General features: G+C 72.7%; 22 protein-coding genes and 1 pseudogene. 6 read left to right on the top strand and 17 right to left on the bottom strand.

The genetic code is table 11. The features are described 5' to 3' along the window. Positions 1 to 5: 5 nt before the first annotated feature. The gene (locus ACFYS8_RS29275; protein WP_387646510.1) at positions 6 to 455 is read left to right on the top strand and encodes a hypothetical protein; all 450 of its coding nucleotides are present in this window, start codon (positions 6 to 8) and stop codon (positions 453 to 455) included. On the opposite strand, the gene ACFYS8_RS29270 is transcribed toward ACFYS8_RS29275, so the two are convergent. The 7 genes from ACFYS8_RS29270 to ACFYS8_RS29240 form a co-directional block, all read right to left on the bottom strand. Beyond that, entirely contained in the window at positions 442 to 1,029 is a 588-nt protein-coding gene (locus tag ACFYS8_RS29270) for an alpha/beta fold hydrolase (RefSeq protein WP_387646509.1), read from the bottom strand. The two genes, ACFYS8_RS29275 and ACFYS8_RS29270, sit on opposite strands and share 14 nt — an antisense overlap. A 289-nt stretch (positions 1,030 to 1,318) precedes the next feature. After that, on the bottom strand, positions 1,319 to 1,684 hold the full coding sequence (locus ACFYS8_RS29265) for a hypothetical protein (protein WP_387646507.1): 366 nt from the start codon (positions 1,682 to 1,684) through the stop codon (positions 1,319 to 1,321). Positions 1,685 to 1,794: 110 nt separating this feature from the next. After that, on the bottom strand, positions 1,795 to 3,921 hold the full coding sequence (locus ACFYS8_RS29260; protein ID WP_387646505.1) for a 3-hydroxyacyl-CoA dehydrogenase NAD-binding domain-containing protein: 2,127 nt from the start codon (positions 3,919 to 3,921) through the stop codon (positions 1,795 to 1,797). Positions 3,922 to 3,923: 2 nt separating this feature from the next. Further along, the gene (locus ACFYS8_RS29255) at positions 3,924 to 5,141 is read right to left on the bottom strand and encodes a thiolase family protein (protein WP_387646502.1); all 1,218 of its coding nucleotides are present in this window, start codon (positions 5,139 to 5,141) and stop codon (positions 3,924 to 3,926) included. Positions 5,142 to 5,397: 256 nt separating this feature from the next. Then, the gene (locus ACFYS8_RS29250) at positions 5,398 to 6,633 is read right to left on the bottom strand and encodes an HRDC domain-containing protein (protein ID WP_387646501.1); all 1,236 of its coding nucleotides are present in this window, start codon (positions 6,631 to 6,633) and stop codon (positions 5,398 to 5,400) included. A 202-nt stretch (positions 6,634 to 6,835) separates the two neighbouring features. Next, complete coding sequence (locus ACFYS8_RS29245) at positions 6,836 to 7,567, bottom strand: LuxR C-terminal-related transcriptional regulator (protein WP_387646499.1); 732 nt, start codon at positions 7,565 to 7,567, stop codon at positions 6,836 to 6,838. A gap of 396 nt (positions 7,568 to 7,963) precedes the next feature. Continuing rightward, a complete protein-coding gene (locus tag ACFYS8_RS29240; protein ID WP_387646497.1) occupies positions 7,964 to 8,617 on the bottom strand; it encodes a DUF3000 domain-containing protein in 654 nt (217 codons plus the stop codon). Positions 8,618 to 8,783: 166 nt separating this feature from the next. Between ACFYS8_RS29240 and hemE the strand changes: the two genes are divergently transcribed. Then, positions 8,784 to 9,872, top strand: a complete 1,089-nt coding sequence (hemE, locus tag ACFYS8_RS29235) for a uroporphyrinogen decarboxylase (protein WP_387646495.1) — start codon at positions 8,784 to 8,786, stop codon at positions 9,870 to 9,872. Between the two features lie 212 nt (positions 9,873 to 10,084). On the opposite strand, the gene ACFYS8_RS29230 is transcribed toward hemE, so the two are convergent. Then, complete coding sequence (locus ACFYS8_RS29230) at positions 10,085 to 11,044, bottom strand: DUF4349 domain-containing protein (protein WP_387646492.1); 960 nt, start codon at positions 11,042 to 11,044, stop codon at positions 10,085 to 10,087. 150 nt (positions 11,045 to 11,194) lie between these two features. Between ACFYS8_RS29230 and hemG the strand changes: the two are divergent. Together hemG and hemQ are read left to right on the top strand one after the other, a co-directional pair. Continuing rightward, positions 11,195 to 12,601, top strand: a pseudogene (gene hemG / locus ACFYS8_RS29225) (protoporphyrinogen oxidase); the annotation flags it as partial. A 29-nt stretch (positions 12,602 to 12,630) separates the two neighbouring features. After that, positions 12,631 to 13,341, top strand: coding sequence for a hydrogen peroxide-dependent heme synthase (gene hemQ, locus ACFYS8_RS29220; RefSeq protein WP_387646489.1), 711 nt, complete (start codon positions 12,631 to 12,633; stop codon positions 13,339 to 13,341). Between the two features lie 52 nt (positions 13,342 to 13,393). On the opposite strand, the gene ACFYS8_RS29215 is transcribed toward hemQ, so the two are convergent. The 4 genes from ACFYS8_RS29215 to ACFYS8_RS29200 form a co-directional block, all read right to left on the bottom strand. After that, on the bottom strand, positions 13,394 to 14,158 hold the full coding sequence (locus tag ACFYS8_RS29215; protein ID WP_387646487.1) for a TIGR04222 domain-containing membrane protein: 765 nt from the start codon (positions 14,156 to 14,158) through the stop codon (positions 13,394 to 13,396). 75 nt (positions 14,159 to 14,233) lie between these two features. Continuing rightward, on the bottom strand, positions 14,234 to 15,295 hold the full coding sequence (locus tag ACFYS8_RS29210; RefSeq protein ID WP_387646485.1) for a TIGR04222 domain-containing membrane protein: 1,062 nt from the start codon (positions 15,293 to 15,295) through the stop codon (positions 14,234 to 14,236). 59 nt (positions 15,296 to 15,354) lie between these two features. Next, positions 15,355 to 15,792, bottom strand: coding sequence for a hypothetical protein (locus ACFYS8_RS29205; protein WP_387646482.1), 438 nt, complete (start codon positions 15,790 to 15,792; stop codon positions 15,355 to 15,357). Beyond that, the gene (locus ACFYS8_RS29200; protein WP_387646480.1) at positions 15,761 to 16,633 is read right to left on the bottom strand and encodes a DUF692 domain-containing protein; all 873 of its coding nucleotides are present in this window, start codon (positions 16,631 to 16,633) and stop codon (positions 15,761 to 15,763) included. Before ACFYS8_RS29200 ends, ACFYS8_RS29205 begins: the two co-directional genes overlap by 32 nt. A gap of 192 nt (positions 16,634 to 16,825) precedes the next feature. Between ACFYS8_RS29200 and ACFYS8_RS29195 the strand changes: the two genes are divergently transcribed. Further along, positions 16,826 to 17,740: a GNAT family N-acetyltransferase gene (locus ACFYS8_RS29195; protein WP_387646478.1), complete on the top strand. Its 915-nt coding sequence runs from the start codon at positions 16,826 to 16,828 to the stop codon at positions 17,738 to 17,740. Positions 17,741 to 17,906: 166 nt separating this feature from the next. Here ACFYS8_RS29195 and ACFYS8_RS29190 read toward each other — a convergent pair whose 3' ends face one another. From ACFYS8_RS29190 to ACFYS8_RS29170, 5 genes are all read right to left on the bottom strand, one after another. Next, positions 17,907 to 19,982 (bottom strand): restriction endonuclease, encoded by a 2,076-nt coding sequence (locus tag ACFYS8_RS29190; RefSeq protein ID WP_387646475.1) that lies wholly within the window; start codon positions 19,980 to 19,982, stop codon positions 17,907 to 17,909. A gap of 93 nt (positions 19,983 to 20,075) precedes the next feature. Continuing rightward, positions 20,076 to 20,480: a peptide-methionine (R)-S-oxide reductase MsrB gene (gene msrB / locus ACFYS8_RS29185; RefSeq protein WP_387646473.1), complete on the bottom strand. Its 405-nt coding sequence runs from the start codon at positions 20,478 to 20,480 to the stop codon at positions 20,076 to 20,078. Between the two features lie 29 nt (positions 20,481 to 20,509). Then, the gene (murC, locus tag ACFYS8_RS29180) at positions 20,510 to 21,895 is read right to left on the bottom strand and encodes a UDP-N-acetylmuramate--L-alanine ligase (RefSeq protein ID WP_387646674.1); all 1,386 of its coding nucleotides are present in this window, start codon (positions 21,893 to 21,895) and stop codon (positions 20,510 to 20,512) included. Between the two features lie 120 nt (positions 21,896 to 22,015). After that, entirely contained in the window at positions 22,016 to 22,480 is a 465-nt protein-coding gene (locus ACFYS8_RS29175) for an indole-3-glycerol phosphate synthase (RefSeq protein WP_387646470.1), read from the bottom strand. A gap of 131 nt (positions 22,481 to 22,611) precedes the next feature. Beyond that, the gene (locus tag ACFYS8_RS29170; protein WP_387646467.1) at positions 22,612 to 23,388 is read right to left on the bottom strand and encodes a pyrimidine reductase family protein; all 777 of its coding nucleotides are present in this window, start codon (positions 23,386 to 23,388) and stop codon (positions 22,612 to 22,614) included. A gap of 273 nt (positions 23,389 to 23,661) precedes the next feature. Here ACFYS8_RS29170 and zapE point away from each other — a divergent pair, with 273 nt between their 5' ends. Then, the gene (zapE, locus tag ACFYS8_RS29165) at positions 23,662 to 24,711 is read left to right on the top strand and encodes a cell division protein ZapE (RefSeq protein WP_387646466.1); all 1,050 of its coding nucleotides are present in this window, start codon (positions 23,662 to 23,664) and stop codon (positions 24,709 to 24,711) included. The last annotated feature ends 31 nt before the right edge of the window (positions 24,712 to 24,742 follow it).

Raw genomic sequence — 24,742 nt, 5'->3', positions numbered from 1 at the left:
AGCCGGTGGCCTACGTCCTCTCGGCGGTCGTCGCGGCCGAACCCCTGCTGCGCCGCGTCGCCGACCTCCCCGGCACCCGCGTCGTCCCGCTCGCCCAGGGCCTCGCCATGCTTCCGCTGCCGGACGCCGTGCGCGCGGCCCTGGACGACGGCACCCGCCCGTTCACCGGGTTCTACGAGTTCCCCGGCGGCCTCCAGCACACCCTGGCCGCCTGGTCCGACGCCGGACAGATCGCCTACATCGAGGCCGACATCTTCGGCGGCACCGGCGACCAGTCCGTCGCCGTCTGGACCCGCGGCGCCCTCACCCTCGGCCCTCTCATCGAACCGAACGCCGGCCCGATCTCCCTCGCCCTCCGCCACCTCGGCGCCCACGCGGACGGCCACCACGACGAGTTCGACGCCGTCGGCCTCGGCCGCCACCGCCGCACCGAGGCCTGGCTCAAGGACGCCTGACCCGCGCCGCGAAGCCCGCCACCGCCGCCACCAGCCCCTCCGGCCGGAACGCCGGATGCGGCGGCTCCGGACACCCCGGCAACTCCACCGCCCCCGGGATCAGCCCCAGCAGCCCGTCCGCCGTCCGCCGCTGGTGTACCAGGCCCTCCGGCACCGACGGCAGCACACCCACCGGCATCCGGAGCCCCGCCAACTCCTCGTCCGCGACCCCGCGCAGCACCCCGCCGCCCAGCAGCGGCGCCACCTCGACGGGCAACCGCCCGTCCACCCGCACATCCCCCGCCGTCGCCGGCCACGCCAGCACCAGCCCCCGCACCCGCTCCGGCACCGCGAGCGCCATCCGCACCGCCACCGAGCACCCGTTGGACCCACCGACCACCACCACCGGCCCGTCCGGCAACCCCGCCACCAGATGCTCCGCCTCAGCCCCCCAACTCCCGGCCCGCAGCACCCGATCCGGCGCACACACCGCCACCCCGGCGCCCCGCAACCCCGCCACCACCCCGGTCCGCCCCCAGAACCGCTCCCCGTCCATCTCCTCGTCCCACAACCCGCCATGCACCAGCACCAGCACCGGCCAACCCCCTCCACGCAGAAGCTCGGCAGCATACTGGGCTACAGACCGGTGACCTGGCAGACGTAGACCCGCTGCTGACGGGGAGCGACGAAATAGGCAAAGAAGCCGTTGGTGACGGCAGCAGTTTTCATGGCCTCTCCGGGGCCCTGGTAGCCCGTGCCGTCGAGATAGCGGGCCTCAGCGGCGCGGACCAGCTCGTCGGCGCGTTGCTCGACCTTGGCCAGGAGGGCCGGTGGTGCTTCGGCGGCAAACTACTGCTCGTTCGGGTGGTACTCCCAGGACCAGGTCATCCGTTCACCGCCGCGTGGGCCCGGTTGAAGATCTCCAGGCATACGCGGATGGCTTCGCTCCACCGGGGGTCGTCGCGGTCCAGGGTTTGTACGGCGTGCTCGGCTGCGCGCATGCGGGCGGCGGTGTCGAGGTGACGGGCGACCTCGATGTGGGCGGCCCAGGTGTTCAGGAAGACCCGGAGGGGGTCGATGGAGCCGTCTCGGACTGCGAGGGCGAAGGCCTCGTCCTGTTGCTCCGCCATCTCCGGGAGCCGGTGCGGGGCGACCGCTGCCAGGGCCGCCCGGAGGGCGTCGGGGGTCTTCTGGGGACGCGGGATCAGCTCGTCGTCGGGATGAACCGAGTGGTCGGGCTGCGCGGTCATGAGATCCTCCCTGGGTCGGCCCCGTTCAGGGTAGCCCCAGGGCACGACAACGGGCGGGCAGCCGTCCCCCGTGGGGGAGTGCTGCCCGCCCGTGGACGGAACGCTTCGCGTCAGGCGGGGATCGAAGCCAGGCCGGGGGCCAGGAACTTCTTGCCGTTGACGCGCTCGGAGACGCCCTCGCGGTCGAGGTACGGGGTGATGCCGCCGAGGTGGAAGGGCCAGCCGGCGCCGGTGATCATGCACAGGTCGATGTCCTGCGCCTCGCCGACGACGCCCTCGTCGAGCATCAGGCCGATCTCCTGGGCGACGGCGTCCAGGGCGCGGGCGCGGACCTGGTCCTCCGTCAGGACGGAGTCGCCGAAGGTGAGGAGGGCGAGGACCTCGGGGTCGAGGACCTGGGCGCCGTCCTGCCAGATGTAGAAGCCGCGCTTGCCGGCCTTGACGACCTTGCCGAGGTTCTCGGAGACGGTGAACCGCTCCGGGAACGCGCCGTGCAGCGTCTCGGAGACGTGCAGGGCGATGGCCGGGCCGACCAGTTCGAGCAGGGCGATCGGCGACATCGGCAGGCCGAGCGGCTTGACCGCGGCCTCGACGGTCTCGAACGAGGTGCCCTCGTCGATGATGTTCTGGATCTCGCCCATGAAGCGGGTCAGGATGCGGTTGACCACGAACGCCGGGGCGTCCTTGGTGAGCACCGCGGTCTTCTTCAGCTTCTTGGCGACACCGAACGCGGTGGCCAGCGAGGCGTCGTCGGTCTTCTCGGCCCGGACGATCTCCAGCAGCGGGAGGATCGCGACCGGGTTGAAGAAGTGGAAGCCGACCACGCGTTCGGGGTGCTGGAGCTTGGAGGCCATCTCGGTAACCGACAGCGAGGAGGTGTTGGTGGCCAGGATGGTGGTCGGCGAGACCACCGCCTCCAGCTCCGCGAACACCTTCTGCTTGACGCCCATCTCCTCGAACACGGCCTCGATGACGAAGTCCGCGTCGCCGAAAGCGACGGCCTTGTCGAGGTGGCCGGAGACCAGGCCCTTGAGCTTGTTGGCCTTGTCGCCGCCGATGCGGCCCTTCGCCAGCAGCTTGTCGATCTCGCCGTGGACGTAGCCCACGCCCTTGTCGATGCGCTCCTGGTCGATGTCGGTGAGCACCACCGGCACCTCCAGGCGGCGCGCGAACAGCAGCGCCAGCTGGGAGGCCATCAGACCGGCGCCGACCACGCCGACCTTGGTGACCGGGCGGGCCAGCGACTTGTCCGGCGCGCCGAACGGCTTCTTCGCGCGGCGCTGCACCAGGTTGAAGGCATACAGGCCGGCGCGCAGCTCACCGCTCATGATGAGGTCGGCCAGCGCGGCGTCCTCGGCGTCGAAGCCGGCCTGCAGGTCGCCGTCCTTGACCTGCTGGATGATGTCGAGCGCCTTGTACGCGGCCGGAGCGGCCCCGTGCACCTTGGCGTCGGCGACCCAGCGGCCCCACAGCACGGCGTCGTCCCACGCCTTGCCGCGGTCGAACTCCTCGCGCTCGACGACCACGTCGCCCTTGAGGACGCGAGCGGTCCACAGCAGCGACTGCTCCAGGAAGTCGGCCGGCTCGAAGATCGCGTCCGCGATCCCCAGCTCGAACACGTCCGTGCCCTTGAGCTGCTTGTTCTGGGCCATCGAGTTCTCGACGATGACCTTGACGGCCTTGGCCGGGCCGATCAGGTTCGGCAGCAGGGTGCAGCCGCCCCAGCCGGGCACCAGGCCGAGGAAGACCTCGGGCAGCGAGAACGCCGGGACGCCCGCGCTGACGGTGCGGTAGGAGCAGTGCAGGCCGACCTCGACGCCGCCGCCCATCGCCGCGCCGTTGTAGAACGCGAAGGACGGGACGGGCAGCGCGGCGATCCGCTTGAAGACGTCGTGGCCGCCCTTGCCGATGGCCAGCGCGTCCGCGTGCTCCTTGAGCACCTCGACGCCCTTGAGGTCGGCGCCGACCGCGAAGATGAACGGCTTGCCGGTGATCGCGACGGCGACCACCTTGCCCTCGGCGGCCTCGGCCTCGACCTGGTCCAGCGCCTCGGACAGCTTCGCCAGCGAGCCCGGGCCGAAGGTGGTCGGCTTGGTGTGGTCGAAGCCGTTGTCCAGGGTGATCAGCGCCAGCTTGCCGGCCTGCAGCGGCAGGTCCAGGTGGCGCACGTGCGCGGTGGTGACGACCTCGCCGGGGAACAGTTCGGCGGCGCGCTGCAGCATCTCAGTGGTGCTCATGGTCACTTACCACCCTCGAAGTGCGGGTTCTCCCAGATGACGGTTCCGCCCATGCCGAAGCCGATGCACATGGTGGTCAGGCCGTAGCGGACGTCCGGGCGCTGCTCGAAGCGGCGGGCCAGCTGGGTCATCAGACGCACACCGGAGGAGGCCAGCGGGTGGCCGAACGCGATCGCGCCGCCGTACGGGTTGACCCGCTCGTCGTCGTCCGCGATGCCGTAGTGGTCCAGGAACGCCAGCACCTGGACGGCGAACGCCTCGTTGACCTCGAACGCGCCGATGTCGTCGATGGTCAGACCGGCCTTGGCCAGCGCCTTCTCGGTCGCCGGGACGGGACCGATGCCCATCACCTCGGGCTCGACGCCAGCGAACGCGAAGCTCACCATGCGCATCTTGATCGGAAGGCCCAGCTCGCGGGCCACGTCCTCGGCGGCCAGCAGCGAGGCGGTCGCACCGTCGTTCAGGCCCGCCGCGTTGCCCGCGGTGATGTTGCCGTGCGGACGGAACGGGGTCTTCAGGCCGGCCAGCGACTCCATGGTGGTGCCCGGGCGCATCGGCTCGTCCGTGGTCGCCAGGCCCCAACCGGTCTCGCCGATCTCGGGGTTGGTGTTGCGGATCGCGATCGGCACCAGGTCCGGCTGGATGTCGCCGTTGGCGTACGCCTTCGCGGCCTTCTCCTGCGAGCGCACCGCGAACGCGTCGCAGCGCTCCTTGGTGAGGTGCGGGAAGCGGTCGTGCAGGTTCTCCGCCGTCATACCCATGAACAGGGCGGACTCGTCGACCAGCTTCTCCGAGACGAACCGCGGGTTCGGGTCCACGCCCTCGCCCATCGGGTGCCGGCCCATGTGCTCCACGCCGCCGGCCACGACCACGTCGTACGCGCCGAACGCGATGCCGCCCGCGGTGGTGGTGACGGCCGTCATCGCACCCGCGCACATCCGGTCGATGGCGTAGCCCGGAACGGACTTCGGCAGACCCGAGAGCAGCGCGGCGGTACGGCCGATGGTCAGACCCTGGTCACCGATCTGGGTGGTCGCCGCGACGGCGACCTCGTCGATCCGCTCGACCGGCAGGTTCGGGTTGCGACGCACGAGCTCGCGGATGCACTTGACGACCAGGTCGTCCGCCCGCGTCTCGTGGTACATGCCCTTCGGGCCGGCCTTGCCGAACGGGGTGCGGACGCCGTCGACGAAGACGACGTCCCTCGCGGTACGAGGCACCGGGGCTCTCCTCCCAAGGGGACATGGCTGGGCGAGCGCGCCAAACATCAGCGCTGCTACGCGACCAATCTACCCACGAGTAACAACGGTGGGCAAGGAGCCGAAGAAGTGGGATGCGCAACCAGGGGCGCGGGGAACTGCGCGAAGCGGAAGGCACCCGACCGCAAGATCGCGACGCAGGGCAGTGACTTCCACGTGCTCGCGACCCTACGGACGTGGCCTGCGCTTGTCGCGCAGTTCCCGCGCCCCTGATCGCTCAGCCCTCCGCCGTCCTGAACGCCTCCGCGAGCACCGGCGAGACCAGCTCCGTCTGCCAGGCACGGGCCCCCAGGGCGTGCAGCGCGTCGGCGATCGACGTCGCGTCGGGTCGGGCCGGCGGCTCCCAGGAGACGCGGCGGACCAGGTCGGGGGTGATCAGGTTCTCCGCGGGCAGGTGGTGCTGCTCGGCAAGCGCGGCGACAGCCGCCCTCGCGCCGGTGAGGCGGGCCGCGGCGACCGGGTCCTTCTCGGCCCAGGCGCGCGGCGGCGGCGGCCCGTCGTGCGGGGCGGTCGCGGAGGGCAGCGCGTTCTCCGGGATCTCCCGGGCGCGTTCGATCGCGCCCAGCCACTGCTCGAGCTGGCGCCGGTTGACCCGGGGGCCGAAGCCCTGGACGGCGATCAGCGCGGGCGCGTTCAGCGGCATCGCGAGGGCCGCGTTGACGATCGCGGTGTCGGCCAGCACCCGGCCGGGGGAGACGTCGCGTTCGCGGGCGATCCGGTCGCGGGTCAGCCAGAGCTCGCGGACCACGGCGAGCTGGCGGCGACGGCGGACCTTGTGCAGCTGGGAGGTGCGCCGCCAGGGGTCGACCCGGGGTGCGGGGCGGGGGGCGGCGGCGAGGGCGGCGAACTCCTGGTGGGCCCAGCCGAGCTTGCCCTGCCGGTCGAGTTCGGTCTCCAGCGCGTCGCGCAGGTCGACCAGCACCTCGACGTCGAGCGCGGCGTAGCGCAGCCAGGGCTCGGGCAGCGGGCGGGTGGACCAGTCGACCGCGGAGTGTTCCTTGGCGAGCGAGAGGCCGAGGATGTTCTCGGTCATCGGGCCGAGGCCGACCCGGGGGAAGCCGGCGAGCCGGCCGGCGAGTTCGGTGTCGAACAGCACACCGGGGTGCATGCCGACGTCGAACAGGCACGGGAGGTCCTGGGTGGCGGCGTGCACGACCCACTCGGTGTCGTGGATGGCCTCGTCCAGCACGGACAGGTCGGGGCAGGCGATCGGGTCGATCAGCGCGGTGCCCGCGCCGTTGCGGCGCAATTGGATCAGGTAGGCGCGCTGGCCGTAGCGGTAGCCGGAGGCGCGTTCGGCGTCGACGGCGACGGGGCCGGTGCCGGCGCGGAAGGCCGCGATGACGGCGGCGAGTGCCGCTGGGTCCGACACCACCGGTGGGAGTCCGTCCCTGGGTTCGAGGAGCGGAACCGGGGCGATCTCTTCTGGGATGGAGGCTACGGCGTCGGTCACCCCCCAAGGGTACGTCGTGTGCCGCCGCCGGGAGTGTTGTCCGACTGGTCGGACCATGTTCGGACCCGGGCCGTCCGGGGTGGGCGGGTCGTTCCGGAGGTCGGAGCGGGGCGGTGGGGGAGGGGTGACGGGCCGTCGGGAGGGGGCGCGGGAACGGCCCGGAGGAAACGTTCCTCCGGGCCGCCACCAGGGACGATGCGGATCAGTGGATGATTCCGGTGCGCAGCGCCACGGCGACCATCCCGGCCCGGTCGCCGGTTCCGAGCTTGCGGGCGATGCGGGCCAGGTGGCTCTTCACGGTGAGCGCGGACAGGCCCATCGCGACGCCGATCGCCTTGTTCGACTGGCCTTCGGCGACCAGCCGAAGCACCTCGACCTCGCGGCCGGACAGCTCCCGGTAGGCGGAGGGCTGCGCGCCGGGCGCACCGGGAGCGCCGGGGGCGGCGCCGGACTGGCCCGGAGCGCCGTGCATGCCGGGGTGGTGGTGGCCGGGGATCCCGGGGCGCCGCATCCGGCCGGCCAGGCCGGCACCGATCGGCAGTCCGGGACGGCCCGGCATCGGCATGCCGGTGCGGGTACCGGTGACCACGTATCCCTTGACGCCGCCGGCCAGGGCCGAGCGGACCGCGCCGATGTCGTCGGCGGCGGACAGTGCCAGGCCGTTCGGCCAGCCCGCGGCGCGGGTCTCGGCCAGGACGGTCAGGCCGGAGCCGTCGGGGAGGTGGACATCGGCGATGCAGATGTCTCGCGGGTTGGAGATGCGGGGTCGGGCCTCGGCGATCGAGGAGACCTCGATGACGTCACGGACGCCGAGCGCCCATAGATGCCGGGTCACCGTGTTCCGGACCCGGGGATCAGCGATGACCACCATGGCGGTGGGCTTCGTCGGACGGTAGGCGACCACGTTTGCTGGGTGCTCAAGAAGGACCGACACCTGGGGCCTCCTGCGGGGAGTGGCGGACGGAACCCCGAGGGGGCGGTCGGAGCGTTCCGCGTCTGGAAAGGGTCACTGACACCTTCGGCAACAACCGTGACCGGCTTTAGCAAGTGATCACGATCTGGTGAGTAACAATACGGACAAATCGCGCAGGCGACCGGTACGACCTGCCCGGAAATCGCACAGATCCGATCGATTTCGACAGCGCGGTGATCACGAACGGTCGGGTAACCGACCGGGAGCGTCCACGAAGTCACACTCCGTCAGCCCTGCGGGTGGTCGCGCACCGGGACGGCTGACGGTCCCCCCGGGGTGTCTACGGCACGGGGGGTGCGGACAGCTGTACGAGCGCGGGCGCGACGGTGGCGCCGGGCCGGAGCGGGCGGGCGGCGGTCAGTGCGGGTTGCGCGGCCGGCGGCGGGCAGGCATCGGCACCACGCCGCCGAGGGCGCCGGAGTCGGCGGCCGGCGGCGGGGTGGACGGGGCGGGCGGCAGCCCGGCGCACACGCACAGCAGCTCGGCCCAGGCGGCCAGGTGACGGTCGAAGCGGCGGTCGGCGGGCGTCCAGGACGCGCGCAGCTCGATCTCGGTGGAGGCGCCGCGTTCGGCCAGCGCCCCGAAGTACTGCGAGTGGCATCTGGTCACGGTGCCGCCCGGCTCGGCGAACCGGGCGCCGTGCGCCTGGAGGGCGTCCATCAGCCAGCTCCAGCCGACCTCGGACAGCAGCGGGTCGCCGGCCATCTCCGGCTCCAGCTCGGCCCGGGTCATGGTGACCACCCGGAACTCGCCGTTCCAGGCCTCCGGAGAGGCCGGGTCGTGCAGCAGGACCAGGGTGCCGTCGGCCAGTTCCTCGCCGTCCACCTCGACCGAGGCGGACAGCGCGAAGGCGTGCGGGGCCAGCCGGCGGGGGGCGGGCCGAGGGGACAGCTGCACCTCGGGACGCAGCCGCGCCCCGGTCAGCGCCTCGACCGCCTCGCGGAACTCGATCGGCACCGACTCCCTGCCCGTTCCTCCACCCTGTGCGGATTGCCCGCCGACCGCTGCCATGTGCGGAAGCCTAGGTGGCGCGGGCCCGCAATCCGAGCACTTTCGTACCTCCGGCGTGCCGAAATTCCGGAAATCGGCCAGGCCGGGACCGCTGTGCGCGCCACGGGTGTCCGAGGTGTCCGTTTTGCCTGGTGGGCGGCCGGGACGGGAGCGCCCGCGTGCGAGGATGTGGGACGTGAGTGAGACCCCCGCAGCCCAGTCCGGTCAGCGGCCCCGCGGCGCCGCGTACGACTCCGTCTTCCTGCGCGCCGCCCGCAACGAGCCGGTGCCGTACACCCCCGTGTGGTTCATGCGGCAGGCCGGCCGCTCGCTGCCCGAGTACCTGAAGGTCCGCGAGGGCATTTCGATGCTCGACTCCTGCATGCGGCCCGACCTGGTCAAGGAAATCACCATGCAGCCGGTGCGCCGGCACAAGGTGGACGCCGCGATCTTCTTCTCCGACATCGTCGTCCCGCTCAAGGCGGTCGGCATCGACGTGGAGATCAAGGGCGGCGTCGGCCCGGTGATCGCCGACCCGATCCGCACCAAGGCCGACCTGCAGCGGCTGCGTCCGCTGGAGCCGGACGACATGCCGTACATCACCGAGGCGGTCGGCCTGCTGGTCGCCGAGCTCGGCGCCACCCCGCTGATCGGCTTCGCCGGCGCGCCGTTCACGCTGGCCAGCTACCTGATCGAGGGTGGCCCGTCGAAGTCGTACGAGAACACCAAGGCGATGATGTACGGCGAGCCCGAGCTGTGGGCGGAGCTCGTCGACCGGCTCTCGCAGATCACCTCGGCGTTCCTGAAGATCCAGATCGAGGCGGGTGCCTCGGCGATCCAGCTGTTCGACTCCTGGGCGGGCGCACTCGCGCCCGACGAGTACCGCCGTTCGGTGATGCCCGCCAGCGCCAAGGTGTTCGACGCGGTCGCGCCGTACGGGGTGCCGCGGATCCACTTCGGCGTCAACACCGGCGAGCTGCTCGGCCTGATGGGCCAGGCCGGCGCGGACATCGTCGGCGTCGACTGGCGGGTCCCGCTGGACGAGGCCGCCAACCGGGTCGGCCCCGGCAAGGGCCTGCAGGGCAACCTCGACCCGGCCGTGCTGTACGCCCCCACGCACGTGGTGGAGACCAAGGCCCGCGAGGTGCTGCACGCCGCCCAGGCGCTCGGCGGCAGCCACCACATCTTCAACCTCGGCCACGGCGTCATGCCGACCATGGACCCGGACGCGCTGACCCGCCTGGTCGCCTTCGTCCACGAGGCCAGCGCCCGCTGAGGCCCTATGGCCTGTCGCCGCCGAGGAACGCCAGGACCGCCAGGATCCGGCGGTGGGTGTCCTCGGCGGGCGTCCCTCAGCCGGCCCCCGGCGCGCAGGTCGACCGGATCGAGCTACGGCTCGCTCCTGGCGCGGAGGGCCTGCTGCGGCGGGGGTCCGGGCGTCGTGCTGCGGGCCGTGCGGGCCCGAGGGCGGCGGTGGTGCGATGAGGGTCAGTCCTCCGGTTCGGTCGTCGGCGGGTGCTGCGGGGGTGCGGGCGGGTTCCGCCAAGAAGGGGTCGTCGGGCGGGGGCGGGTGCGGTAGTGGCGGCGGAGGAGCCAGACGGCGGGGGCCACGACCAGGAGGAACGGGGCGCCGGCGGCCAGGACCACCAGGAGGCCGTGCAGGACGGCGAGCAGGGCGTGCCAGCCGCCGGTGAGGGCCTTGCCGACCGAGGCCCAGAAGCCGTCCTTGTGCTTGGGCACGGCGCCGGTGGGCCGCTGGGCGTCCGTCAGCAGGTCGAGCGTCACGGTGGACAGCGACGTCCGGGAGGTGAGCTGCTGCTGCTGGCGTTCCAGCGCTTCCAGGTCGGACTCGCGGCGGGTCAACTCGCTTTCCAGTGAAACCACTTCGGAGAGTGTCCTGGCCTCCGCCATCAGTGCCCGGACCCGGTCCACGCTGGCCCGCATCGACTTGATCCGGCTGTCCACGTCGGCGATCTGCCCGGTCAGGTCGTCGGACTGGCTGGTCATGGCGAGTCGCTGGCCCAGCCCACCGAGCGCGTCGACGGTCTTCTGGTAGGACTCCGACGGCACCTTCAGCGTCAGGGTGGCCTCGGCGCCGTCGCCCGCGCCGCGCCGGCTCTCGGCCGCCACGTAGCCGCCGGCCTGCCCGACCAGGTCCACGGCCTTGTCCCGGGCCGGTTCCAGGGCGTCCACCCGGACGGTCATCCTGGCCTGGTAGGCGATCTGACGGTTCGTCGGCTGCCCGCTCGCCCCGGCGGACGGGGCCGCCGTTCCGCCCGCCCCGGCAGCGGCGACCGCCGCCTTGCCGTCACCGGCCGGTGCCGCCGGTGCGGCCGCCTGGTCCGCCGCCTTGGACGCCGAACTGCCCTCGTTCGCGCTGCATCCGGCCAGCAGCAGCACCGCCGCCAGTACGCCGACGGCCCCCGCTCTGTGCACCCGTACTCCCATGCCCGTGTCCCCTCCCCGGGTCGCGGGCGGGCCGCTCGCCCGTCCCGTCAGCACTGTGACGCGCGGGCCCGCGGACCGGACCCGGGCCGGCGGTACCGGAATGATCACGCCTCGGCGTCACCGCGGTCTCGGCGCCCGGAACGGGCCGGTTCGGGATTCGGGATAAGGGCTGGAAGACTTCGAGGCATGGCGAAACCTCACGTCGTGGTGATCGGTGGCGGCGTCGCGGGCCTGACCGCGGCCGCCTTCCTCAGTGACCGGCCGGTGCGGGTCACCGTGCTGGAGGCATCCGACCGCTTCGGCGGCAAACTGCTCGGCGGGGAGGTCGGCGGTGTCCGGGTCGACCTCGGCGCGGAGTCGATGCTGGCCCGCCGCCCCGAAGCCGTCGAACTGGCCCGGCAGGTCGGTCTCGGCGAGCAGCTGGAGCCGCCCACCACCGCCAAGGCGTCGATCTGGACCCGCGAGGGCCTGCGTCCGATGCCCGGCGGCCAGTTGATGGGCGTGCCCGGCGACCTGGACGCCCTCAAGGCCTCCGGCGTGCTCACCCCCGAGGGGCTGGAGCGGGCCGCGAACGAGCAGCCCGCCGAGATCGGCGACGACGCCGCGATCGGCGGCTACATCGCCGCCCGGCTCGGCCGCGAGGTCGTCGACCGCCTGGTCGAACCGCTGCTCGGCGGCGTGTACGCCGGGCACGCCGACGAGATCTCGATCCGCGCCGCCGTCCCGCAACTGCTGGCGCTCGCCCAGCGCGACGGCTCGCTGACCGAGGCCGTCCGCGAGCTCACCGGCCGCTCCACCGCCACCGGCCCGGTCTTCCAGGGCCTGCGCGGCGGCCTCGGCACCTTCCCCGACGCCATCGCCGCCCACGACCGCGCGCACGGCGCCGAACTGCTCACCGGCCACCCCGTCGAGGCGCTGCGCCGCACCCCCGACGGCTGGCAGGTCACCACCGGCGGACAGCAACTGCACGCCGACGCCGTGGTGCTGGCCGTCCCCGCCCCGCACGCCGCCGCGCTGCTCGCCGCCGACGCGCCCGGTGCCGCGGCCGAGCTGCGGGAGATCGAGTACGCCTCGATGGCCCTGGTCACGCTGGCCTTCCGGCGCGCGGACCTGGCCGACAGCCCGCTCACCGGCAGCGGCTTCCTGGTGCCGCCGGTGGACCGCCGCAACATCAAGGCGTCCACCTTCTCCAGCAACAAGTGGGGCTGGCTGGAGCGCTCCGCGCCCGACACCTTCCTGCTGCGCACCTCGCTCGGCCGGCACCGCGAGGACGCCGCGCTCCAGCTGGACGACGCCGAAATCGTCGCCCGCTCGCTGGCCGACCTGCACGAGGCCGTCGGCCTGACCGCCACCCCCTACGACCACGCCGTCACCCGCTGGACCGACGGCCTCCCGCAGTACCCGGTCGGACACCTCGACCGGGTCGCCCGGATCCGCACCCAGCTGGACGCGCTCGGCGCGATCACCGTGTGCGGCGCCGCCTACGACGGCGTGGGCATCCCCGCCGTCGTCGCGAGCGCCCGCAAGGCCGCCGAAGCCGTCCACCCCGTCAGCTGAACCACCCGCACAGAAGGGACAATGGGCTCATGACCGAAAGCACTGAGCAGCCCGTGAAGAAGAAGGCCCGCGACCTCAACCAGGTGATCCGCTACACCATGTGGTCGGTGTTCAAGCTCAAGGACGGCCTCCCCGAGGACCGCTCCGCCCTGGTGGCCGAGGTGGACGCCCTCTTCGAGCAGCTCGCCGCCAAGGACGTCACCATCCGCGGCACCTACGACGTGTCCGGCCTCCGCGCCGACGCCGACCTGATGATCTGGTGGCACGCCGAGAACTCGGACGACCTGCAGGAGGCGTACAACCGCTTCCGCCGCACCGAGCTGGGCCGCCACCTGGAGCCGGTCTGGTCGAACATGGCGTTGCACCGCCCCGCCGAGTTCAACAAGTCGCACATCCCCGCGTTCCTCGCCGACGAGCGCCCCCGCGAGTACGTGTGCGTCTACCCGTTCGTCCGCTCCTACGAGTGGTACCTGCTCCCCGACGAGGAGCGCCGGGCGATGCTGTCCGAGCACGGCCAGATGGCCCGCGGCTACCCGGACGTGCGCGCCAACACCGTCGCCTCGTTCGCGCTCGGCGACTACGAGTGGCTGCTGGCCTTCGAGGCCGACGAACTGCACCGCATCGTCGACCTGATGCGCGACCTGCGCCCGTCCCGCGCGCGCCTGCACGTGCGCGAGGAGGTGCCGTTCTTCACCGGCCGCCGCAAGTCGGTCGGCGACCTGGTCGCCGGACTGTTCTGACCCGCAGACCGAACGCCGCCGCCGTGCTCCTGCGCGGTGGCGGCGTTTTTTGCTAGCGGTGGCCCAACGCCGCCCGCAGGCGCGGGTCCTGGACGGCTTCGGGGCCGCGGATGGCGACGGCGGTGAGCAGGTCGTCGGTGGTGCCGGTGCGGCAGATGTGGGGCCAGCGGAGGGTGCGGAGCAGGCGCTGGCCGGCGGGGGCCGCCCAGGCGGTGTAGGCGTGGACGTCGACGCGGGCCATCAGCAGGGTGCCGCCCGTCAGGACCAGGGGCAGGGCGTACCAGGCGAGGGCCGTCCGGGCCGCCTGGCCGTCGGCGGTCAGGACGATCGTGAGCAGCAGCATCGCGACCGCCGCGAGCAGCGCCCAGCGCACCTGCCGGACCGCCCGCCGGGCCCGGTCCCGGATCACCGCCGGTGTCGCCAGCCCGGCCAGCGCCAGCCGGTCGCCGATGTCCCGGACGGTGGGGTGGGCGGCCAGCGCCGCCTTCAACTGGGCGGTGCGGCACTGGCCTTCGGGCCCGATCGCGCTGATCAGCGCCCGCTCCAGCCGGCCCCGGCCCTGCGGATCGACCACCGTCGTCCACCCCGTGTGCGCGAGGTGCAGCCGGCCCAGCCCGGCCATCCGGACCAGCGCCAGCTCCACCACCCGGCCCGGTCCGCCCGCCAGGTAAGCGGTCTCGTACAGGCCGATCCCGGCGGCCCGGTCGGCGGCCGGCAGATGCTCGGCGAGGGCGTCGGCGATCGCGGCGACCCGGACCAGGTGCAGACAGGACAGCACCGCGGCGGCACAGGTCGGGATCAGCAGCAACACCCACATGATGTTTGTTCTAGTCCTGCGTACGCGGCAAGTGGAATGGATCCACCTGCCGCGATACCGAACTGTGACACGGCCTCAGCTCGAGCCGCACGAACTGGACGACCCGCAGGAGCTGGACGAACCGCACGAACTGGACGACCCGCAGGAGTGCGAGGACCCGCCGGAGTGCGACGACCCGCCGGAGTGCCCGCCCGAGTGCCCGGAGTGCCCGGAGTGCCCCGAGGAGCCGGACGACCCGCAGGAGACGGCGGTGCTCCCGCACCACGCCCCGGTGGTGGCCGCCGCCGTGGTGTCCGAGGTGCTGAACGCGTGCGTCGAACGCTTCGACTTCACCATCCGGACCGGCCGGACCGGTCCGGCCGTGGTGCCGTCGAGCGCCTCGCGCAGCGGCTGGTCGGCGGGGTCGGTCAGTGCGGCGGACCCGTCCAGCGCGAACGCGCCGACCACGGCCGCGTACTGCCGGTCGACCTCGCGCGGCTGCCACGGGCTGCTGCCCCGCACCAGCTCCAGCTGGCGCTCCCCGGCGGGCGTGATCCGCGCCTTCGGCGGCCGTCCGACCATCAGGCGCACGGCGGCGACCAGGACCAGTGCCCCGAACGCGAAGAACGGGGGAGTGCTGGTGTCCCGCTCCGGCGCGTGCAGCCAGTGGAAGGTGGAGATCATCCCGAGCCCCAGGGCCGTCCACAGCGCGAACACCTCCATCCTGCGGGCGCGCCAGGCCGCCTTGAGCTTGGCCGGGTGGCGCATCAGGCCGCGGGCGGCCAGCGCGTCGCCGATCCGCTGCACGTCCGGGCTGCCCAGCACGGACGCGCGCAGCACCGACAGGTCCCGTCCGGTGCGGCCGCCGACGGCGGTGATCAGCACCTGCTCGACGGCGTCGCGCGGCGCGACGTCGGTGACCGTCACCCGGTGGGCGCGGGAGATCACCGCGCGGCCCTCACGTTCCATCCGGACCAGCGCGGTGTCCACCGCCCGGGCCGGGCCGCCGGCCAGGAAGGCGGCGTCCAGCAGCGGCATGCCGCGTCCGGGCAGGCCCTGCGGTTCGGTGACCCGGCGGCAGCGGTGGTTGAAGACAGTGGCGGCGACCATGGTCACGGCGACCAGGGCCAGGGCCACGAAGAACAGGCTGTTCCACATTCCCCCGTGTGTCCTTTCGTGCGATGGATCGGTGCGGCGGCAGCGTGGTGCTGCGGTGGTTACCGGTGCGCTTTCACGGCGCGGCGCGGCAGCAGGCGGGCCCAGCGGCGGGTGGCCGGGTGGAGCAGGTGGTGCAGCGCCGGGTGCCAGGGTGCGGTGGGTGCGGCGTCCAGGGCCCAGCCGGCGAAGGTGCGGGCGTCTGCCCGGTAGCCGCCGGTGAGCGGGTGGTCGGCGGCGTAGCGGCGGAACAGCGGCGCGAAGTCCGCGCCGAGCAGTTCGGGAAGTTCGGGCATCAGGTGGCCGACGGTCTCCTGGCGCTTGGCGATCAGGCCCTCTGCCTGGGTGCGCAGTTGCGCGGGGTCGAATCCGGCCGGGGCCGGTCCGCCGGCCACCAGGGCGGCCAGCAACTGTTCCTGGCGGGCGGCCAATTGGTTTCGGGCCAGGGCGAGTTCGGCGTCGGCGCGGTCACGGATCAGATATTCGTCCAGTTCGGACACGGTCGGGCTCCTCCCGGTGGTCGCGGGCCGTGCGGTGGACCCGGCGGATGGCGTCGAGTTCGGCGGACAGTTCGGCGGGCGGCGGGTAGGCGCCGTCGCGTTCCAGCAGTACCCCGGGCGGGTCGGTGCGTTCGCACAGCGCGGCGAGCACGTCCAGCACGGGGGCGGTGACGGGGTGGGTGTGGGTGTCGTGCCAGACGCCGTCGCGTTCCACCCCGCCGGCGACGTGTACGTAGGCGAGCGCGTCCAGCGGCAGCCGGTCGAGTTCGGCGGCCGGGTCGATGCCCAGATTGACCCGGTTGGTGTGCAGGTTGGCGACGTCCACCAGCAGGTGCACGCCGGTGCGTTCGACGAGTTCGGCGAGGAACTGGGCCTCCGTCAACTCGTCGCCCGGCCAGGCCAGATGGGCGGCGATGTTCTCCAGCGCCAGCGGCACCGGCAGTTCGCGCTGGGCGATCCGCACATTGGCGGCCACCACCCGCAGCGCCTCCCGGGTGCGCGGCACCGGCAGCAGGTGCCCCGCCTCCAGGCCGCCCGCCCGGACGAACGCCAAGTGCTCGCTGACCATCGGCGCACCGAGCGCCTCGGCGACCGAGGCCAGCCGGGCCAGCCGCGCCGGGTCGGGTTCGGTGGCGTCACCGAGCCCCAACGAGACGCCGTGCGGAACGACGGTGACGCCCCGTTCGCGCAGCGCGGTCAACGAAGGCGGCAGATGGTCGGCGCAGACGTTCTCGGCGACCACCTCCACCCAGTCCAGACCGGGCAGCCGCTCCACGGCGGTGTCGATCTCGGGGCGCCAGCCGAGCCCCGTACCCAGCTGCGGAATTCCGTGCGAGGACACAAAACACCCCTTCCCGCCGGGCCTTTCGACGGCCCCGCCTCCCCCATGCCGAGGGTGTATCCGGACGGAGCCGGTGCCAAGCAGGACACCGGAAACTCAGAGCTGAACTTGAGGTTTCCCACTCACTGAACCGACCGGCCCGCAGGTGGGGGAAATTCAGCAGCGCGCAGGCGAACGATTGACTAACGTGACATGCCTATGACTTCTATGCCGTACCACATCCGCCCGTTCGCACCCGAAGACGCCTCCGGGGCCACCGAGGCCTACCGGGCGGGCCGGCCGCACCTGGTCGTCACACCCGAGGTGACCAACTGGCTCGTCGGACTGCCGCACTTCAACCTGCTGGTCGCCGAACGCGGCGGACAGGTCGTCGGCTCCGCGAGGTTCGGCCCGGTCGCCGAGAGCACCACCCCCGACCAGGGCTTCCTGAACGTCAGCGTGATGCCCGAACACCGCGGCGCCGGCATCGGCACCGCGCTGCTCACCGCCGCCGAACGCGAACTCGCCGCGCTCGGCGTCCGCGACGCCCACGGCTGGGCCGACGGCACACCCGAAGCACTCGGCTTCGCCGCCGCCCGCGGCTACCGGCGCGGCCGCCGCGCCCAGTACGCCGGCCTCGACCTCACCGTCCCGCTGCCGCCACTGCCGCCCACCCCGCCCGGCATCGAACTGCGCACCGCCGCCGACTTCCTGGACGACCCGCACCCGATCTACCTGGTCGACATCGACGCCACCCGCTCCGAACCCGGCGACCTCGTCCTCGACGACCAGTCGTACGAGAGCTGGCTCGCCGAGATCTGGCAGCGCCCCGACCAGGACCACACCCTCACCGCCGTCGCCCTCGACCACGGCGAGGCCGTCGCCTTCTCCGCCGCCCAGACCGACGGCCGCCACTACTGGTCGGCGTTCACCGCCACCCGCTCCACCCACCGCGGCCGCGGCCTCGCCAAGCTCGCCAAGGCGCATGCGCTTCGGCGCGCGCAGGACCGGGGGTTGGCTGCTGCGTACACGCACAACGATGGGGAGAACGCGCCGATGCTCGCCATCAACGACTGGTTCGGGTACGGGGTTTGCGCGGAGGAGTGGAAGCACAGCCGGACGCTCTAGCTGCGCGAGCGGTTGGGCGCAAAATCAGGGGCGCGGGGAACTGCGCGACAAGCGCAAAGCACGTCCGCAAGGTCGCGATCAAGTGCAAGTCATTGTCCTGCGTCGCGATCTTGCGGTCGGTGCGTTCCCCTTCGCGCAGTTCCCCGCGCCCCTGGTTTCGCGCCCGCTACTCGACGTCCACGCCGTGGTCGCGGGCCAGGCCGGCCAGGCCGTCCGCCCAGCCTTGGCCGATGGCGCGGAGTTTCCAGCCGTCGGACGGGTGGCGGTAGAGCTCGGCGACCAGCATGGCGGAGATGGCGGGGTCGGTCGGCGGGTGGAAGACCCAGCGGCCGGCGCCGGAGGCGAGTTCGACGGCGGGGTCGATCAGGTCGGCGCAGGTGGCGTCGCCGTCCGTGTCGAGGTTGACCGACATCACGACGCGGCGGATGGCGTCCGGCAGTTGGCCGGTGCGGACGATCGCGCTGCCGTCGCCGGGTTCCAGGATGACGGCGCCGTCGGCCGCGGTCGGCTGGTGGTAGAAGACGAAGTCCTCGTCGGCGCGCACCTTGCCGTCGGGGCCGAGGAGCAGCAGCGTCAGATCGGCTTCCGCGCCGCCGGCCCGGAAGCGGACCCGTACCTCGCCGTCCGGGAGGGCGGTGTTCTGGCCGGGCGTCAGTTCCACCGCCGGTGTCTCGTCGGCCCGTTGGGCGGGGACGGGGGCGGGCCCGAGGCGGCCGGGGAGGCCGTGTTCGCGGAGCAGGGTGAGCAGCATCGGGCCGTCCACCAGGGTGAGCGGCTGGCCCTCGGCGTGCTTGCGCGAGCCGGGGCCGAAGCCCGAAGTGGTGACCAGGATGCCGCGGTTGGCGCCCTGCCGGCGCATGGTGGATTCGAGGTCGCGGACGGCGCTGGGGGAGACGGTGTGCCGGTAGCGCTTGGCCTGGATGACGATCTTTCCGCCGGTGATCGGGTCCGGGTCCTCGGCGAGCACGTCCACGCCCTCGTCGCCGCTGCGGGCCGTGGTGCTGGTGCGGAAGCCGCGGCGGCGGAACAGTTCGGCGATCAGCTTCTCGAACTCGATCGGGTCCATCGCGAACAGGTCGGGCTCCTCGCCGTCCCCGGCGGAGGTCGCGGCGGCCGGGACCGGGGCGACCGTGTCGGCCTTCTCCGGCCGGTTGGACAGCCGTCCGGCGAGCCCGTCGAGCAGGCAGTCCAGCGGGGCGACCCGGTCCAGGGCGAGCCCGGCAAAGGTCTCCCGGTCGACCTCCACCGCGAGCAGGCAGCGGTCGCCCTCCTGGCCGGTCGCCGGGTCCGGGGCCACCACGACGCCGTTCAGGCCGACCGAGGCGATCAGATGGTCGGTGTCGGCCCGGAACACCTCGGCCAGCACGCGCAGCGCGCACTGCGCCAGCACCTCGCGGTAGATCTCCTTGCGCTGGGTGGCGGGCCGGGCCACCTCGTCCTCGCGGTCGTCGGACCGGACGTAGCGGTACCGGCCGACCGTCGGCACCACGTCGAACGCCGGCAGCTCCCAGCGCACCACCAGCCGGCGGGTGTCCGCGTCCCAGGAGGCCTCGCCGTCGGTGGGGAAGCCGTCCGGCCAGTCCTCCCGCCAGTCGACGACCGCCTCGAAGTACTCGGCCACGGCTGCCGCGTCGCCCGCCCGCAGCCGCGAGGCGAGCTGCCCGGCCTGGGTGCTCTGCCCGGCCAGCAGCCGGTGCCGCTCGGCCGCCCACGCGTCGTACTGGGCGCGGTAGTCCGCGAGTTGACGCTGCCGCTGCTGCTCGGCCGCCCCTGCCGCATGCCAGTCGTACTCGAACCTGGCCCGGGCGTGCGCGGCCTGCTCCTCCCACTGGCGGCGGGCGGCCGGGTTGTACGCCTGGGCGCCCGTCAACGGCGGGACCAGGTACCAGTTCTGATCGGGCATCGGCACCGGATTACCCAGCGGACCCGGGTCGAACGGCGGGACCGCGCCCTGCCCGCCCCGGCTCTGCTCCGCAAGCGAGAACCCCGGACCGGCCAGCCCCGCCGCCAGCACCCCGCGCAACTCGGCGACCCGGTCGTCCAGTTCGGCCGTCCGCCGGGCCGCGTCCGCATCCCGCTGCTGCTGGTACGCCTTCAGCGCCTCGCGCTCACCCCGCGCGGCTGCTCGCTGCGCCTCGCGCTGCGCCCGCTCGTTGTCCCGCTGCTGCGCGGCCGCCGCCTTCCGCTGCGCCTCCGCGCGCTGGTGCTGCGCGCGCTGCGCCTCCGCCAGTACCGACCACACCCCGGAAGACCGCCGCCGCGCCACGCCCGCCCCACCCACATCCAGACCGACCAAGAGCGATCAGTCTTCCACGGGGGCGGGCGCCCGCGCCTCCTACTCGACCGGCTTCAGCTTCAGCGAGATCGAGTTGATGCAGTACCGCTGGTCGGTCGGCGTCCCGTAGCCCTCACCCTCGAAAACGTGCCCGAGGTGGCTGCCGCACTTCTTGCAGCGCACCTCGACCCGGCGCATCCCGAGGGTGCTGTCCTCCAGGTACTCGACCGAGTCCCCGGCCAGCGGGGCGTAGTACGACGGCCAGCCGCAGTGCGAATCGAACTTCGTCTCGCTGCTGAACAGCTCCGCGCCGCACGCCCGACAGCTGTACACGCCGACCGTCTTGGTGTCCGTGTACTCGCCGACGAACGGCCGCTCGGTGCCGGCCTCGCGGAGCACGTGGTACTCCTCGGGCGTCAGCTCGGACCGCCACTCGGCGTCGGACTTCTGGACCTCGTAGCTCACGGCGCACTCTCCAGGGCTCGGCCGTCGGATCAGACAGCAGGTGCAACGTCCGCCAGGGCGGCCAGAATTTCCGGGCCCAGGTTGGTGACGTCGCCCGCGCCCATGGTCAGCACCAGGTCGCCGGGGCGGGCCAGCGCGGCCAGCACGGCGGGTGCGGCGGCGAACTCGTGCTCGGCGCGGACGTCCGCACCGGCCCGGCGGGCCGAGTCGATGATCAGCTCGGCGGTGACGCCCGGGATCGGGTCCTCGCGGGCCGGGTAGATGTCCAGCACCACCGAGCCGTCGGCCAGCGCCAGCGCCTGGCCCATCTCCTCGGCCAGCTGCTGGGTGCGGGAGAACAGGTGCGGCTGGAACACCACCAGCACCCGGCCGTCGCCCGCCGCCTCGCGGATCGCCTCCAGGTCGGCGGCCATCTCGGTCGGGTGGTGCGCGTACGAGTCGATCACCTGCACGCCGCGGGCCTCGCCCTTCAGCTGCAGCCGCCGCCGCACCCCGGTGTACGCGCCCAGCGCCTTCGCCAGCCCGTCCGCCGGAACGCCCAGCGCGACGCCCGCGGCCAGCGCCGCCACCGCGTTGTGCGCGTAGTGCCGGCCGGGCACCGAGACGGTGAACGTCAGCTGCTCGCCGCCCAGTTCGACCGTCACCTCGCTGGTCATGCCGCGCGCCACCACCGACAGCACCCGCACGTCCGCGTCCTCGGCCGCGCCGACCGTCACCACGTTCAGGCCCTCGCGCCCGGCGACCCGGCGGGTCAGCTCACGGGCACCCTCGTGGTCGGACGACACCACCAGGGTGCCGCCGGGGACGATGCGGCCGACGAAGGTCTCGAAGGACTCGTAGATCTCCTCCATCGACGCGTAGTTGGCGTGGTGGTCCAGCTCCACGTTCAGCACGATCGCCACCTCGGGCGCGTACTTGTGGAAGCTGCGGTCGCTCTCGTCCGCCTCCGCGACGAAGATCTCGCCCGCGCCGTGGTGCGCGTTCGACCCCGGCAGGTCCAGGTCGCCGCCGATCGCGTACGACGGCTCCAGGCCCAGCTCGCCCAGGCTGACCGCCAGCATCGAGGTGGTGGTGGTCTTGCCGTGGGTGCCCGCCACCGCGAGCGCCCGACGGCCGCCCATCAGCGCCGCCAGCGCGTCCGAACGGTGCACCACCGGGACGCCGCGCTGCTGCGCCGCCACCAGCTCCGGGTTGTCGGCGCGGATCGCGCTGGAGACCACCACGCTGCTGGTCCCGGCCGGCAGGTGCTCGGCCGCGTGGCCGACGAACACCGTCGCGCCCAGCTCGCGCAGCGCCCGCACGGTCTCCGACTCCTTGGCGTCACTGCCCGAGACGGTGGCGCCGCGCACCGCGAGGATCTTCGCCAGACCGGACATTCCGGCGCCGCCGATGCCGATGAAGTGCGGGGCGTGCAGGTCGTGCGCGGCGTCGTTCAAGGCTGGCTCCGTACTGGCAAGAGGGCGGAAAGGGTCGTCCCGCGAGTTGTGCCGCATGGCACAAGTCACGGGACGATTCTGCCCTAATCGGGAGGGCGGTCAGGAGTCGCTGGCGAACAGCTTGAGTACGGGGACGCCGACCTCGTGCCGGGCGCGGGACGCCCAGTCGCGGTGGAAGAACTCCTCGACGAAGTGCGGCGAGGTCAGGACCAGTACCTCGTCGGCCCGGTTCTCCTCCACCACCTCGCGCAGGCGCACCAGCGGCTGCTGCTCGACCACCTCGCCGACCGCCTCCGCGCCGGCCCGCCGCAGGTGTCGCAGGCTGTGCTCCAGGGACTCGCCGGCCAGCGTCGGCCCGTCGCCGTCGCGCTCGTCGTGCTCGTGCACCGCCTGGTCAAGATGGCCGAGGGCCACATCGTCCAGGGCGCGCAGCAGTTCGTCCTGCCGACCGCGCGGCTGCATCAGGACGACGAAGGACACCTGTTCGTCGCCGTGGAGGGTGGTGACCAGCTCCACGTCGGCGTCGGAGAGTGCCTTTTCGATCATCAGTACGGTCTTGAACACGTGAGTCCCTTCGCTGGTACGGGCCCCCGGGTCCGGCTTCCATCCCCTCCTTCATAGTGCCCGGAGGAAGGATTCCTCACGCTGCACACGCGCCACATGGAACACGTGGTCCACATCGGTCAGGAAGTGGCTCAGGTGAGCGCGGGGTCGCTCGGGGACCGGTCCGGATCGGTCGGCCGCAGATAGCGGGTGAAGAGGAAACCTTCCTCCTCGATCAGGGACGCCAACCGCATCCGCCGGACATCCGCAACCTGCGGCCCGTTGACGATCCGCGGCGAGTCACCGCCCGTCACCAGAGGGGCCACCGAGAGGCACAGCTCGTCCAGCAGACCGTCCGCCGCGAGCCGCCCCAGCAGGCGGGGGCCACCCTCCGAGAGCTGGCGGCGCCAACCACGCTCCGTGAGCGCCCCGACCGCGCGGGGGAGGTCGACCGAGCCCGTTCCCGCGGTGATCACTTCGGCGACCTCGGCGGTCCGGGCGAGTCGGTCGGCCGGCGCGTCGGAAGTGGTGATCACCACCGTCGGGACCAGCGGCTCGGTGAACAGCGGCGCCGAGAGATCGAGGTCCAGGCTCCGCGTCACCACCGCGATCACCGGCGCCGGCAACTGACCCGCGGCGGCCCGCTGCTCCGCGAACTCCTTACGGGCCCGCCCCGGCCGGTAACCCTCCGCCCGCACCGTCTCCGCACCCACCAGCACCACGTCGCACAGCGCGCGCAGCACCCCGAAGATCCGCTTGTCCGCTGCGCTCGACAGCCCGTCCGAGAGGCCGTCCAGCCGGGCCGCACCGTCCAACGACGCGACCATGTTCGCCCGCAGCCACGGGCCTTCGGACGGGTACGCGTACGCCTGGGCCAGCCACTCCAGGGTGCCGGGGGTGCCGGGGGTGTTGCCGATCAGTTGTTCCATGGCTCAAGTCTCGCAGCGAGGCGAACGCAGGCGGGCGCGAAACCAGGGGCGCGTGGGGGTACCTCCCGGCCCGCTAGGGCTGGGGGAGAACTGCGCGACAAGCGCCGCTCCCACGGTCAGGTCGCGTCCACGTGCAAGTCACCGTCCTGCGTCGCGATCTTGCGGTTCGGCGCCTTCCGCTTCGCGCAGTTCCGCCCCCTCGGCTTCGCCTGGGGGTACCCCCAGCGCCCCCGGTTTCGCACCCGTCTGCCCGCCCCCGTACGCTGGTTTCTCGTGTCTGCACCTGCCTCGGAGTCCGAAATCCGTACCGCGACAGCCCTCGCCTCCCGGCGGCCGGTGGTCCCGGCCGAGCGGCTGGTGGCCGAGATGGTGCCGCCGCCGCGTTTTTCCGGCGTGAGTTTCGGCAGTTACCTGCCGGATTCGTCGCAGCCGAGCCAGTACGAGGCCGTGCAGATCCTGGAGGGTTTCGCGGCGAGCCTGAACGGCGGTGCGGAGCCGGTCAAGCGTGGGTGGTTCCGGCGGTCCGCGCCGGCGCCGAGCGGGCCGGCGGGGATCTACCTGGACGGCGGGTACGGCGTAGGAAAAACGCATCTGCTGGCGTCACTGTGGCATGCGGTGCCGGGGCCGAAGGCGTTCGGCACCTTCGTCGAACTGACCAACCTGGTCGGCGCGTTGACCTTCCAGGGCGCGGTGAGGACGCTGAGCTCGCACCGGCTGCTGTGCATCGACGAGTTCGAGCTGGACGACCCGGGCGACACCGTGCTGGTGTCGACGCTGCTGAGCCGGCTGGTGGAGAACGGCGTCAAGCTCTGCGCGACGTCGAACACGCTGCCGGAGAAGCTCGGTGAGGGCCGGTTCGCGGCCGCGGACTTCATGCGGGAGATCCAGGGCCTGTCCTCGCACTTCCGCCCGGTGCGGATCGACGGCCAGGACTACCGCCACCGCGGCCTCCCGGCCGCGCCGCCGCCGTACACCGACGCCGAGGTGACGGCCCGCGCGGCCACCGCCCCGAACGCCTCGCTGGACGATTTCGACACGCTGCTGGAGCACCTGAAGGAGGTGCACCCCAGCCGTTACGGCGCGCTGCTGGACGACATTGGCGCGGTCTTCCTGCGTGGCGTGCGCCAGGTCGACGACCAGTCCACCGCGCTGCGCCTGGTGGTGCTGGCGGACCGGATGTACGACCGGGAGCTGCCGATCACCGCGTCCGGCGTGCCGTTCGACCAGGTGTTCACCGAGGAGATGCTGCACGGCGGCTACCGCAAGAAGTACCTGCGGGCCGTCTCCCGCCTGGTCGCGCTGGCCCGGGATTCCGCCAAGTAACTCGGACTGTCGGTGGCCGGTCGTACGGTGG

The organism is Kitasatospora sp. NPDC004615 (assembly GCF_042873545.1).
GTDB lineage: Bacteria > Actinomycetota > Actinomycetes > Streptomycetales > Streptomycetaceae > Kitasatospora.
This window is presented reverse-complemented; position numbering and strand designations above follow the sequence as displayed.